Source organism: Janthinobacterium breve (assembly GCF_051380895.1).
Lineage (GTDB): Bacteria > Pseudomonadota > Gammaproteobacteria > Burkholderiales > Burkholderiaceae_D > Janthinobacterium.
Genome location: NZ_JBNYXY010000002.1, coordinates 387,295 through 400,438 on the forward strand (window position 1 = coordinate 387,295; position 13,144 = coordinate 400,438).

Annotated in this window: 8 protein-coding genes and 1 pseudogene; 6 read left to right on the forward strand and 3 right to left on the reverse strand. The window is 58.9% G+C overall.

The features are described 5' to 3' along the window. Nucleotides 1–16: 16 nt before the first annotated feature. The 3 genes from glnE to ACQ4W0_RS04575 all read left to right on the forward strand — a co-directional run bounded on the left by glnE (nucleotide 17) and on the right by ACQ4W0_RS04575 (nucleotide 4,141). Nucleotides 17–2,773, forward strand: coding sequence for a bifunctional [glutamate--ammonia ligase]-adenylyl-L-tyrosine phosphorylase/[glutamate--ammonia-ligase] adenylyltransferase (gene glnE / locus ACQ4W0_RS04565; RefSeq protein ID WP_436575689.1), 2,757 nt, complete (start codon nucleotides 17–19; stop codon nucleotides 2,771–2,773). A 99-nt stretch (nucleotides 2,774–2,872) separates the two neighbouring features. Further along, the gene (locus tag ACQ4W0_RS04570) at nucleotides 2,873–3,349 is read left to right on the forward strand and encodes a cache domain-containing protein (RefSeq protein ID WP_436575690.1); all 477 of its coding nucleotides are present in this window, start codon (nucleotides 2,873–2,875) and stop codon (nucleotides 3,347–3,349) included. 27 nt (nucleotides 3,350–3,376) lie between these two features. Then, the gene (locus ACQ4W0_RS04575) at nucleotides 3,377–4,141 is read left to right on the forward strand and encodes a YoaK family protein (RefSeq protein ID WP_436575691.1); all 765 of its coding nucleotides are present in this window, start codon (nucleotides 3,377–3,379) and stop codon (nucleotides 4,139–4,141) included. A gap of 56 nt (nucleotides 4,142–4,197) precedes the next feature. Here the strand turns inward: ACQ4W0_RS04575 and gap are convergent, their stop codons facing one another. Both gap and tkt read right to left on the reverse strand, forming a co-directional pair. Next, a complete protein-coding gene (gap, locus tag ACQ4W0_RS04580; RefSeq protein WP_096234037.1) occupies nucleotides 4,198–5,208 on the reverse strand; it encodes a type I glyceraldehyde-3-phosphate dehydrogenase in 1,011 nt (336 codons plus the stop codon). Between the two features lie 78 nt (nucleotides 5,209–5,286). Next, nucleotides 5,287–7,284, reverse strand: a complete 1,998-nt coding sequence (gene tkt / locus ACQ4W0_RS04585; RefSeq protein WP_436575692.1) for a transketolase — start codon at nucleotides 7,282–7,284, stop codon at nucleotides 5,287–5,289. 187 nt (nucleotides 7,285–7,471) lie between these two features. Between tkt and ACQ4W0_RS04590 the strand changes: the two genes are divergently transcribed. Beyond that, nucleotides 7,472–8,197 (forward strand): 16S rRNA (uracil(1498)-N(3))-methyltransferase, encoded by a 726-nt coding sequence (locus ACQ4W0_RS04590; protein WP_436575693.1) that lies wholly within the window; start codon nucleotides 7,472–7,474, stop codon nucleotides 8,195–8,197. Nucleotides 8,198–8,367: 170 nt separating this feature from the next. Here ACQ4W0_RS04590 and ACQ4W0_RS04595 read toward each other — a convergent pair whose 3' ends face one another. Further along, entirely contained in the window at nucleotides 8,368–11,400 is a 3,033-nt protein-coding gene (locus ACQ4W0_RS04595; RefSeq protein ID WP_436575694.1) for a TonB-dependent receptor, read from the reverse strand. Nucleotides 11,401–11,622: 222 nt separating this feature from the next. Between ACQ4W0_RS04595 and ACQ4W0_RS04600 the strand changes: the two genes are divergently transcribed. Both ACQ4W0_RS04600 and ACQ4W0_RS04605 read left to right on the forward strand, forming a co-directional pair. Further along, the gene (locus ACQ4W0_RS04600; RefSeq protein ID WP_436575695.1) at nucleotides 11,623–11,787 is read left to right on the forward strand and encodes a hypothetical protein; all 165 of its coding nucleotides are present in this window, start codon (nucleotides 11,623–11,625) and stop codon (nucleotides 11,785–11,787) included. Between the two features lie 1,089 nt (nucleotides 11,788–12,876). Further along, nucleotides 12,877–13,137, forward strand: a pseudogene (locus ACQ4W0_RS04605) (IS1595 family transposase); the annotation flags it as partial. Nucleotides 13,138–13,144 lie beyond the last annotated feature (7 nt).

A 13,144-nucleotide genomic window follows, 5' to 3' on the forward strand; every position in this document is an offset into this window, starting at 1 on the left:
GACCCTTACCGACACCATGAGCACACAGCCTTTGATCTCCGCCTCCCGTTTCTACCAGCGCTGGCTGGGTGCCGCCCCCGAGCGCGCCGCGCAGGTAGCGCAACTGGTGCGCGCGCCGCTCGACGGGCTCGACTTTGCCGCCGCGCTGCTTGAGCAGGCGAACGCCGCCACGCCGCCGCTGCCGGCCGAGCGGGCCATGCGCCGCCTGCGCAACCTGCTCGTCTGCGGCCTGATCGAGCGCGACCTGGGCGGCCAGGCGGACTTGAACGAAGTCGTCACGGCCATGACGGGCTTTGCCGATTTCGCCATCCGCACGCATGTGGACGCCATCATGGCCGAGATGGTGGCCCTGCACGGCATGCCCGTCGGCGAGGAATCGGGCGAGGAACAGGCCTTGATGGTGCTGGCGATGGGCAAGCAGGGCGGCGGCGAGCTGAACGTCTCGTCGGATATCGACCTGATCTTTGTTTACCCGGAAGATGGCGACACGCAAGTCACCGTGTCGGGCCAGCGCAGCCTGTCCAACCATGAGTTTTTCATTCGCATGGGCAAGAAACTGATCGCCGCCCTGGCCGAGATCACGCAAGACGGTTTTACCTTCCGCGTGGACATGGCCTTGCGCCCGAACGGCAACTCGGGCCCGCTGGCCGCCAGCCTGGGCATGGTGGAACAGTACCTGATTGTGCAGGGCCGCGAATGGGAACGCTACGCCTGGGTCAAGGCGCGCGCCGTGACGGGCAAGGCGGAAGACATCGCTGCGCTCGATGCCATCGTGCGCCCGTTTGTCTTCCGCCGCTACCTCGATTTCGGCGTCATCGATGCCATCCGCACCATGCACGGCCAGATCCGCGCCGAGGTCAACCGCCAGGAACGGCTGCACCCGGACCGTAGCAACAACGTCAAGCTGGGCCGGGGCGGCATCCGCGAAATCGAATTCCTGGCGCAAGTGTTTCAATTGATACGCGGCGGGCGCGACGCCGAGCTGCGCGAGCGTTCCACGCGCGCCACCCTGCGCACGGTGGCAGACAAGGGCTTGCTGGAACCGGCCATCGTGGAGCAGTTGCTGGGCTCCTACACTTTCCTGCGCAACCTGGAACACCGGCTGCAATACCTGGACGATGCGCAGACCCATACCCTGCCCGCCAACGAGGCCGACCGCCTCACCGTGGCGCAGATGATGGGCTTGCCCGACACGCTCACCCTGCTGGCCCAGCTGGAAGCGCACCGCGTATTTGTCGCAGGTCAATTTGACGAGATGTTCAGCGACAAGAGCAGCGGCACGCCGCCGGCGGACACGGGCATCGACCCGCAGACGTCGAACGACTGCGCCGCCTCGGACCAGCAGGAAGCCATCGAGGCGCGCTTTGCCGCCCTGGGTTTCCATGAGCCCGCCGCCTGCGCACGGCGTTTGCTGGCCACGTGGCAGGCGCCGCGTTTGCAATCCTTGCCCGAGGCGAGCCGCACGCGCCTCGTCGCCCTCGTCAATTCCGCCCTGCCCCTGATCACCGATTGCTCCGTTTCCAACGGTAACGCCAGCCAGCTGGCCACCCTGGGCCGGCTGCTCGATTTCCTGGAAGCGATTGCGCGCCGCTCGGCCTATCTGTCGCTGCTGACGGAATACCCGCATACGCTCGAACGCGTCGTGCGCATGGTGTGCGCCAGCGGCTGGGCCGCCACCTTCCTCACGCAGCACCCGATCCTGCTCGACGAACTATTGGATGAGCGCATCCGCAACACGGTGCCCGACCCGGCCGCGCTGGCGCTGGACCTGCAGCGCCAGCTCGACGACGCCCCCGGCGACACGGAACGGCAGATGGATATCCTGCGCGAAACACACCATGCGCAGCTGTTCCAGTGCCTGGCGCAAGACCTGGCAGGCGACCTGAGCGTGGAAAAGCTGGCCGATTACCTGTCGCAGCTGGCCGACATCATCGTCGCCGCCACCGTGCAAGCCGTCTGGCAAACCTTGCCGACACGCCACCGCGAAGTGCCGAAGTTCGCCGTCATCGCATATGGCAAGCTGGGCGGCAAGGAACTGGGCTATGTGTCCGACCTGGACGTCATCTTCCTGTTCGACGACGACGACCAGGAAGCGCCCGGCCTGTACGCGAAGCTGGCGCAGCGTTTCATTACCTGGATGACCTCGCACACGTCGGCCGGCATCCTGTTCGATATCGACATCGCCCTGCGCCCCGATGGCGCTTCGGGCATGCTGGTCTCCAGCGTACAGGCATTCGAGCGCTACCAGGGCAGCGCGGCCTGGGTGTGGGAGCACCAGGCGCTCACGCGCGCGCGCTTTTGCGCCGGCGACGTCGCCATCGGCAAGCACTTCGAACGCATCCGCGACACGATCTTGCGCAAGGAGCGCCCGGAAAACGGCCCGCTCAAGGGCGAAGTGGTGGCCATGCGCAAGAAGATGCTGGACGCCCACCCGCCCCGCCCCGGCAGCTTTGATTTGAAACAAGATCCAGGCGGCATGATCGACATCGAATTCATGGTGCAATACCTGGTGCTGCAGCACGCGGCGCAGTATCCGCAACTGACGGCCAACTCGGGCAATATCGCCCTGCTGCGCCTGTGCGGCGAACTGGGGCTGATCGACGCGCAACTGGCCGCCCTAGTCGCCGACGCCTACCGCGCGCTGCGCAAGCTCCAGCATCAGCTGCGTCTGCAGGGGCAGGATCTGGCCCGCGTGGAACCGGAACGGGTGCGCGTGCATGCGGACAATGTGATGCGCCTGTGGCACACGATCTTTCCCGCAACGATTGCATAAGCCCGGCGGCGGCGTATGATACGTACAGGCAATTCCACTTCCCAGTAGTGCCGTACAACAGGCCGCGCCGGGTTTGCCTATCATCCCAGGAGACAGCGTATGAAGACTAGCGTAAAAACGGGCATCAACGCCCTCGTTGCCAGTTTCATCATCTGCGCCATGCCGGCAACGGCATGGGCAGCCCCCAAGGGCAGCGCGGACGAGGCCATCGCCATGACCAAGCGCGCCGTGGCCATGATCAAGGCCGATGGCAAGGAAAAGGCCTTTGCCGCCATTACCGATCCCGCCAATACCAGCTTCCATGACCGCGACCTGTACATTTATGTGTACGACATGAATGGCGTCACCCTGGCGCACGGCAACAATCCCAAAATGGTCGGCAAGAATCTGATCGACCTGAAGGACAATGAAGGCAAGGCCATCGTCAAGTCGCTGATCACCACGGCCAGCACGCCGGCCGGACGCGGCTGGGTAGACTTCAAGTGGCCCAATCCGCTGACCAAAGTGGTCGAGCAGAAATCCGGCTACATCGAACGGGTCGACAATATGATTGTCGGTTCCGGCATCTATAAATAAGCGAGAGCACGAGGAAACCGACCCGGCATGCCGTTTCACTATCTGTACCGCCTGAGCGGCGCCCAACGCGAGACGCGCGCCGACCTGCAACTGGGCTGCGTGCTGGCGCTGGTGGCCGGCGCCGTGAATGCGGGCGGCTTCCTGGCCATCGGCGGTTACACCTCGCACATGACGGGCATCGTTTCCGGCATGGCCGATGACTTGGCGTTAGGCAACCTCACCCTCGCGCTGGCCGCCCTGGGCGCCTGGCTGGCCTTCGTCTCCGGCGCGGCCGTCACGGCCATCATGGTCAATTGGGGCCGGCGCCGCCGGCTGCACAGCCAGTATGCCGCCAGCCTGTTGCTGGAAGCGGCGCTGCTGCTGCTGTTTGGCCTGACGGGCAGCTACCTGGCGTCCATGCCGGACGTGCTGGGGCCCGTGACCATCTTGCTGCTGTGCTTTATCATGGGCTTGCAGAACGCCATCATCACCAAGATCTCCGGCGCCACCATCCGCACCACGCACGTGACGGGTTTGTCGACCGATATCGGCATCGAGCTGGGCAAGATGTTGTATTACAACCGGCGCCAGCTGCCCGAGCGCAGCGTCACCGTCAACAGGAGCAAGTTCAAGACGCACAGCCTGCTGATCTCCTGCTTCTTCATCGGCGGCGTCAGCGGCGCCCTCGCCTTCAAGCATATCGGTTTTCCCGCCGCCACCATCCTCCTCGCCTGCGCGCTGATCCTGCTGGCCGGCGTGCCCGTGCTGCATGACCTGCGGCTGCTATGGCGCTTCTACCGCCCCAGGCTGTAAGGGGGGCGGACGAAAAAAAACGCCCCGAAGGGCGTTTTTTGTATGCTAGCCAGGAATTACTTGGCCGACATCAGTGCGACGGTGGTGTCGAGCATGCGATTCGAGAAACCCCACTCATTGTCGTACCACGACGATACTTTCACCAAACGGCCCGATACCTTGGTCAGGGTCGAATCGAAGTTCGACGACGCCGGGTTATGGTTGAAGTCGATCGACACCAGCGGTTCGGTCTGGTACGTCAGGATGCCTTCCAGGGCGCCTTCCGACGCGGCTTTCATCAGCGCGTTGACTTCTTCCACGGTGGTGTCGCGCTTGGCGATGAAGGTCAGGTCGACCAGCGAGACGTTGATGGTCGGCACGCGGATGGCGAAGCCGTCCAGCTTGCCATTCAGCTCAGGCAACACCAGGCCAACGGCAGCAGCAGCGCCCGTCTTGGTCGGGATCATGCTCATGGTGGCCGAACGGGCGCGGCGCAGGTCTTCATGCATCACGTCGGACAGCACCTGGTCGTTGGTGTAGGCGTGCACGGTGGTCATCAGGCCCGTTTCGATGCCGATGGCGTCGTTGAGTGGCTTGACCAGCGGTGCCAGGCAGTTGGTGGTGCACGAAGCGTTCGAGATGACGGTATCGGTCGATTTCAGCACGGAGTGGTTCACGCCGAACACGACGGTCGCGTCGACGTCCTTGCCGCCTGGTGCCGAGATGATGACTTTTTTCGCGCCGCCCTTCAAGTGAGCCGAAGCTTTCTCTTTGGTGGTGAAGAAGCCCGTGCATTCCAGTACGACGTCCACGCCCAGCTCGCCCCATGGGATTTCAGCCGGGTTGCGCTGTGCAAACACGCGGATCGGATCGCCATTGACGATCATGTTGTCGCCTTCGACGGTAACCGTGCCCGGGAACTTGCCGTGCGCGGTGTCGTAGCGGGTCAGGTGGGCGTTCGATTTGGCATCGCCCAGGTCGTTGATGGCAACGATCTGGATATCCTGTTTCTTGCCGCCTTCGTAGAAAGCGCGCAATACATTACGGCCGATGCGGCCGTAGCCATTGATTGCAACTTTGATCGTCATACTCTGCTCCTGATTAAAAAAAAGGTATCAGCACAGCACCCCGGCCAACACGTGGCCAGGGTCTGCTCAAAATCAATATTAGCCCGCGATAACCGCTTTAACCTTGGCTACGACGTTCTCGACCGTGAAGCCGAAGTGCTTGAACAGCACGCCGGCAGGCGCCGATTCGCCAAACGTGTCGATACCGACCACGGCGCCTTCCAGGCCCACGTATTTGTACCAGAAGCTGGTCACGCCCGCTTCGATTGCCACGCGCGGCACGCCCTTCGTCAGCACGCTGGCCTTGTAGGCGGCGTCTTGGCGGTCATACACGTCGGTCGATGGCATCGACACCACGCGCACAGCGATGCCTTCCGAGGCCAGCGCGCTGGCGGCGGCCACGGCCAGTTCTACTTCGGAACCGGTAGCGATCAGGATCGCCTTGGCGTCGGCCACGTCGTTCAGCACATAGCCGCCGCGGTAGATATTTTCAATTTGCTCGCTGGAACGCTCCTGGTACGGCAGGTTCTGGCGCGAGAAGATCAGGGTCGACGGGCCATCCTTGCGGCGCACGGCGGCGCCCCAGGCGGCTGCCGACTCGACGGTGTCGCATGGGCGCCAGTTATCCAGGTTCGGGATCAAACGCATCGACGAGACGTGCTCGACCGATTGGTGCGTCGGACCGTCTTCGCCCAGGCCGATCGAATCGTGGGTAAACACGAAGATCGAACGCAGCTTCATCAGGGCAGCCATGCGCAGCGCATTGCGGCTGTAGTCGGAGAACGTCAGGAACGTGGCGCCGAACGGGATGTAGCCGCCGTGCAGGGCGATGCCGTTCATGATGGCGCTCATGCCGAATTCGCGCACGCCGTAGTTGATATGGTTGCCAGGCTGGCCAGAACGCACGGCCACGCACTCTTTCCAGTTGGTCAGGTTCGAACCGGTCAGGTCGGCCGAGCCGCCCAGGAATTCCGGCAGGGACGAGGCCAGTGCCTGGATGGCGTTCTGGCTGGCCTTGCGGGTGGCGATGTTTTCTTTCTTCTCGACGCAGGAAGCGATGGCGGCGCTCAGGGCCGCTTCGAATGCCTGCGGCAACTCGCCCTGCATGCGGCGGGTCAGTTCAGCAGCTTGCTGCGGGAATTCGCGGCTGTAGGCGCCAAAGCGCTCGTTCCAGTCCGCTTCCAGCAGGGCGCCTTGTTTCTTCGCATCCCAAGCGGCGTAGACGTCGGCCGGCATTTCGAATGGAGCAGCATCCCAGCCGATGTATTCGCGCACGGCGGCGATTTCCTTGTCGCCCAGCGCGGCGCCGTGGACCTTGTCGCCGCCTTGCAGGTTCGGCGAACCCTTGCCGATGATGGTCTTGCAGCAAATCAAGGTTGGCTTCGATGCGGTCTTGGCGGCGGCGATGGCGGCAGCCACGGCGGCAACATCGTGACCGTCGACAGCGCGGATGACGTTCCAGCCGTACGCTTCGAAGCGGGCCGGGGTGTCGTCCGTGAACCAGCCTTCGACTTTGCCATCGATGGAAATGCCGTTGTCATCGTACAGGGCGATCAGCTTGTTCAAACCCAGGGTGCCGGCCAGCGCGCACACTTCGTGCGAGATACCTTCCATCAAGCAACCATCGCCCAGGAAAGCATAGGTGTAGTGATTGACGATGTCGTAACCTGGCTTGTTGAATTCAGCGGCCAGCAACTGCTCCGACAAGGCCATGCCGACGGCGTTGGCGATGCCCTGGCCCAGCGGGCCGGTGGTCGTTTCCACGCCTGGCGTGACATCGACTTCCGGGTGGCCCGGGGTTTTCGAATGCATCTGGCGGAAGGCCTTGATGTCATCCATCGACAGGTCGTAGCCCGTCAGGTGCAGCAGCGCGTAGTGCAGCATCGAGCCGTGGCCGTTCGACAACAGGAAACGGTCGCGGTTTTGCCATTTTGGATTCGCGGGATTGTGGCGATAGTGACCACTCCACAGGGCAACTGCGATCTCGGCCATACCCATCGGCATGCCTGGATGGCCGGAATTGGCCTTTTGTACAGCGTCCATTGCCAGTGCGCGGATCGCATTGGCCATTTTGGTAGTCGGGAGCGTAGTTGTCATGATGGTGTGGGTCAGTCGCGAGTTTGGGATTCGTTTGCAACAGCGCGGACAGGGAAGCCGGCTGCTTTCTGTAGTCAACTATTTTACCAGACTGGGGGGCTGCAAATTAGAATTGCGGCGTACTGGCCCGCCAAATGGCTATACTTTGACGTCTTTCCACCCCACTTACCCCCCGTTGAGGATTTGCATGCCGCGTTTTTTCTGTCCACAGCCGCTCGTCGCCGGCACCACCATCGCCCTGCCGGAAGCTGTCGCCCACCATATCCAGGTCGTGCGCCTGGCGCCGGGCGACGTCATCACCCTGTTCAATAGCGAAGGCGGCGAAGTGCAAGCGAGCCTGGTGGCGGTCGCCAAGCGCAGCGTGACGGCTGAAATACAGGCGCACGTGGCGCGCGAAGCGGAACTGCCGTATGCCGTGACCCTGGCGCAAGCGCTGCCGGAAGCGTCCAAAATGGACTGGATCATCGAAAAAGCCATCGAACTGGGCGCGGCCGGCATCGTGCCGCTGGCGGCGCAGCGCTGCGTGGTGCGCTTATCCAGCGAGCGGGCCGAGAAAAAGCTCGCGCATTGGCAAGGTATCATCGTCTCCGCCTCGGAACAATGCGGGCGCAACCGCCTGGCCCAACTGGCGCCATTGCAAGACTTCAATCGCTGGAGCAGCCAGCAAGATTTGCATAAGCGCATCATTTTGACGCCGCGCGCGGAACAGTCGCTGGCCGACTGGGCGCGTCACCAGCCGCCGCAAGCGATCACCGTGATGGTGGGGCCGGAAGGCGGGTTTACCGAGGCGGAAGAAAAAGCCGCCATCGCGGCTGGCGCCATCGGCTTGGCTATGGGACCGCGCATCCTGCGCACGGAAACGGCGGGATTGACGGCGCTGGCGACGCTGAGCGCCTTGTGGGGCGGGATGTAGGAACGGGGGTTCTCCCCTCCCTGCACGCGCCACTTTTCTACGCTCGCCAGTTGCATACTGCAAATATCAACGTTCAGATATGAAAAAACCCTGCAAGCATGACGCTTACAGGGTTTTTTATCTTTCCTGCTAGCCGCACCGGAAAACGGTGCGGCTTAAACCACGAACTATCAGAACTTGTGGTTGTATTCAGCAGTCAGACGCATGCTACGTGGTGCCGTGTAGCTGATGGCACGGTTGTAGGTAGGCGACACGTTGGTGCCGCTGTTGTACGTTTCATCAATGGTTTGCACAGCTTGACGATTGAACACGTTAAACACGTCAACTTTGAAGACCAGGCCTTTGACTTGTGCAGGCTTGAATGCAACGTTCGCATCCAGACGGATATCTGCAGGCAATTTACCCATTGCGCCACGTGGCGATGGCACGCCATTGCACATGTGGTAAGCCGATTGATAACCGAAATCGCCATCGACTTCTTCGTTGTTACCCAGGCAGTTCTTCGGACGACCGGTCGCTGCCAGGAAGTTACCACCCAAGCTCCATTGTGGCGTCAACTCGTAGAAGCCGTAAGCCTTGATCTGGTGCGTACGATCATTTGGCAGCAAGCCATACGCGCCAACCATCAGCTCAGGGAAGTCCCAGGTCTGCGTCGCTGCCACGTCGGTTTGTGCCAGATCGGACAGCGTCTGACCTTCGGTATTACCCTTGCTGCGCGACCACGTGTAGTTAACCTTGCCATACCAGCCATTACGGAATGGATGTTCAGCAAACAGGTCAACTGCAGCGTAGGTACGCTTGGCCTTGTCGAAGCCCAGATCTTCCTTGGTCAGGTTAACCGAGGTGTATTTGCCATTGCCAGCAAAGTCCACCAGGAAGGTGTTCGCTTCGCCTGGGTTGAAGTTGGCGCAACCGAAACCACCGTAGTTCGAGGTATCGATCTTGTTACGCGCAGCCCATGCTGCAACCGGACGGCCATCGCAGAAATCGTCTATGGTGGCGCCCAGAGTACGATAGGTTGCCTTGGCACCGAAGTTCAGCGAAGGCGAAAATGCCTTTTCAAAGCCGATGGTCAACTCGTCCTGGTACGTAGGGCGCAAGTTGGTTGCCGACAAGGTTTTCGCATCCTTAGGCTGGAAGTACTCATTATTGGACGAGTACGGATCGGTCAGATTGACACGGCCAATAGGTGCACCGTTGGCATCAACACCCGTATACGTGAAGTACTGGGTGGTATTGAGCGAACGGCTGGCGCCACGCACGGCAAGGTGGGTCGGGATTTGCAGGTGATAACGGCCTGCGCTACCAAATACTTTCAAGGTGGCATCGCCGTTCACGTCCCACGAGGCGGACAGACGCGGAGCGATCTGGTTCTTCATCTCCATGAACTTGACGTTTTCGCCGTTCTTGTTGGTGAAGCCTTCGTTACGCAAGCCGATCGTCACCAATACATCTTTGTTAACTTGCCACAGATCTTCGATGTACTGGGCATTCTGATCGGAATACGCATTCGTCACCGTGTTCAGAATGTGCTCGCTACCGTAGTAACCCTGTGTACCGAGGCCGCCACCGCTGGACACTGCTTTTTTCTGGTCACCGAGGTTGATCGGCGTATTTGGCGTCTTGGTAAAGCGATAGATATACAGACCGCCACCAGCACGGAACTCACCAGCATTGATCGACTCAAGCTTGTTTTGATCCAGGCCGGCACGCAGGGTGTGGCTGCCCAGTTTGTATTCCAGATCCAGACGCAACGACTTGGTCTTGTCTTTCGCACCTGGTGGCCCGATGAAGTCGATCAGTGGCTGCTTCGAGTTATACGTCACGCCAGGGGCGCGGGCAGCCAGCGGAGCTTGAACCTGGAACAGCTTCGTATTGATGTCGTAGCCGTCGTACGTGTTCGAGTGCTTGGAGGTATTGATACCATACAATGCGGAAACAGTGAAGTCATCGGTAATATTACCCGTGTACTTCAGCACTTGCGCTTCGCCGCCATTACCACCGTCAACGGCGGCAATGTTCGAATAATGCTCTCTGGACGCGACGACGCCGTTACGCGAATTATCCTTGTAGTCGAAACCGGACAATTGCACGTCGGTTTTTGGCGTATCACCGATCAACGTCAGTTCCAGACGATGGTTGTCGCTGATGTTCCAGTCAAATTTGCCCAGATAGCGGTCAACCTTGGCCTTCGATTCGCCCCAGCCTGTGGTAGGCGCAGCGGTGTTCGACGACGCCAGGTTGATGTAGTCACGGTCAGTGCGCGTTGTTTCCGCAGCAATAAACATGAACAGCTTGTCCTTGATGATCGGACCGCCGACATAGCCCGAAAACTGCTTGCTGTCGGTTTTGTTGTATTCACGGTTGAACAAAATTTTGCCGTCGGTTCCAGCATTGACAGAATCGCCCGTGATTGGATAGTAGCCATTGCGCGCCTTGGCGCGTGCGCCATTCGGCGTGATGCTCATCTGGCCGCCAACTTCCCAGTTATTCGTGCCGCTCTTGGTGGTGATATTGACCACGCCACCAACTGAACGGCCGAATTCAGCGCCATAGCCGCCAGTCAGCACTTGCGCTTGCGCAATCGCGCCAAATGGCAGTTCCGACGAACCGAGCTGCGTCAACGCGTTGGTTACCACCATGCCGTTGATGTAGTAAGCATTTTCAGATGCACCACCACCACCGAAGCTGGCGCCGCCCGCATAGCGGGAATCGGCACGGGTCGTGTTTGGAGCCAGTTGAATGATGGCGCCGACGTTTTGTGCGATCGGCAGGGCGGCCAGTTCCTTGGCGGTAAACACTGCACCGTTATTCGTATTCGAGACGTCAATCCGGCTGCGACGACCGGTCACCTGCACGGCTTGAACTTTGGAATTGAACGAGGCGTCCACACCTTGGCCGATCACGATGTCGACTTCTTTCGATTCGACAACCTTACCGTCACGTACCAAGTCGATCTTATAGTGACCGATAGGCAATGCGGTAGCCGTGTAGCGGCCATTGGCTTCAACACTAGCTGTACGCTTCAAACCCGTATCGAGGTTTTGCAGCGCTACGCTGGCACCAGCAGGCGCTTCAATCGTACCGTAAATCGTACCGGATGCGTTCGACTGTGCCATGACAGGCGCAACGACCATCGTGGACATGGCGCCGGCACTGAAGGCCAGCGCCAAGGCACGTACTAAAACAGTTTTTCTCAACATGTGGTTTCCTAATTATTAGATTAAGCGTCTCTGGTAGAGCTGCTTGGTAAATTTAAGCACTAAATCATGTTTAATACGTTTTTATTTCCGGTTTTATTTTTTGATGATTTGACACTCCCCCACCACTGATATGGCAGGTCTCAGACAAATAGGAAGAATCTACTTGTCTAAGCGATACATAAAACCATAGGCGATTGTTCACTGTCAACACAGGGGGGAAATATGATGCAAACAAACAACAATTTAAATAAGCTGAGAAATATTGAACAAACCAGCGAAAATGGTGCAGCACCGCACCATTTTGATGCAGTGCAGAAAAAGAGAATAAGAATATGTGAAAAATGTACTTTGATCCCGTGCATTATGGCGTGCGCCTTGCCGGTATAACATTGCAAGCTGCGGGCATGCTGCATCGCACGTAGCCCTTGAAATGGCATTTTCACGCCCTCGCAAAGACATGCGGACTGTTGTAAATTGACAACGTTTTGTAAAATTAAATTACCGAAAGATTGAATTTTAAACTACATTGAATAATTGTATTTTAAAAGAATATCCCCTCTTGAATAGATGTTTTAAAAAATCGCCACCCAATAAAATGACAAGGTAAAAAAGTTTTATATTCATCATTGAAAACCGAATACCAAACATAAACACTCATCTCGGCCTATTCCCGAATAAAATAAATAAACTTGGCGGCATCAAAAATATCCAATCCAGAAATAACAAGAAAAAATCGGCAATATGACTGCGACAGTCATCGAAAAACTCCGCACTGATGCCGTGCGCCAGTTCTAGAGCAGCATAATTCCGACGCATATATATTTTATAGCTGGCAATAGCATGCCATGCCATCCGGGCATGCGCGCGGCGATGACGGCTTCAGCCGACGCTGTCCTGCCACACCTCGACGCCATCCTCTTGGCGTCCTAGACGCCTTGGCCATCCCGCAGAAGTCTCTGCAATACCATCTTGTCCATTCAACTCAATAGAAAAATAGAGCAATTGCCTATACATCCCTATTCTCAATTTCTTATCGATCTCTTTAGGTTGGCTAATAGGCAAGCGAACCGCCGTGGATAAAATGCCCTGCCATGTAACATATTCAGCATACGAACGAGCAATATTTTAAAACTGGCAAGACAGGCTGACTTCGATAATTGTCGACCAGTTCGGCCGGTCACATTGACTGCGCGATCCAGCCTGCGAAACGATGGGCAAGCGCACCGGTATGGTGCGCTGCAATAGGGTGCCGCTACGCCTGGAACCTGCGTCAGGCTACCGGTAAATGGCGTCCTGATGCGTTGTTTGCGTGCGGCCTCCTGGCTCTGCGCTGGCTACGCAACCTGGTAATTTTCAAGATGGCACAGCATTTTTCGTACCGGTAGCGCCGGCGATCTTGGCCGGTGTCTGGCGGCAACAGCTGGTATAGGCTCGGTCTCCGGCAACCAGGGGAATTCCAGGAATCTTCCTCGGCCCCTGCTGCGTGGCAAGGTGCAACAAGACGCGACCGTAGCGCTGCTTGAAAGCGCTACGCTAGTACGCTTGCACTATCGCGCCTGCCACTCGAAACACTAGCACCTGCATGCTCATGCACACGCCCTGCAGCGCTACCGTTACGTGCCCCGCAGGCGCACCTTCCATGCGCTCCCCGACACGCTGCCGGGCCGCTTGCGCCACAAGATCTTGTGGCTCGACTACGCACATTCGCTGCTGGCATCGGATCCCGTGCGCAAGGCATTCTTGA

Excerpts from the sequence above, each read along its gene's own strand:
- ACQ4W0_RS04590 (WP_436575693.1), top strand. The coding sequence starts at position 7,472 with ATGCCGCGTTTTTTCTGTCCACAGCCGCTCGTCGCCGGCACCACCATC.
- ACQ4W0_RS04575 (WP_436575691.1), top strand. The coding sequence starts at position 3,377 with ATGCCGTTTCACTATCTGTACCGCCTGAGCGGCGCCCAACGCGAGACG.
- ACQ4W0_RS04570 (WP_436575690.1), top strand. The coding sequence starts at position 2,873 with ATGAAGACTAGCGTAAAAACGGGCATCAACGCCCTCGTTGCCAGTTTC.
- glnE (WP_436575689.1), top strand. The coding sequence starts at position 17 with ATGAGCACACAGCCTTTGATCTCCGCCTCCCGTTTCTACCAGCGCTGG.
- ACQ4W0_RS04600 (WP_436575695.1), top strand. The coding sequence starts at position 11,623 with ATGATGCAAACAAACAACAATTTAAATAAGCTGAGAAATATTGAACAA.
- ACQ4W0_RS04595 (WP_436575694.1), bottom strand. The coding sequence starts at position 11,400 with ATGTTGAGAAAAACTGTTTTAGTACGTGCCTTGGCGCTGGCCTTCAGT.
- tkt (WP_436575692.1), bottom strand. The coding sequence starts at position 7,284 with ATGACAACTACGCTCCCGACTACCAAAATGGCCAATGCGATCCGCGCA.
- gap (WP_096234037.1), bottom strand. The coding sequence starts at position 5,208 with ATGACGATCAAAGTTGCAATCAATGGCTACGGCCGCATCGGCCGTAAT.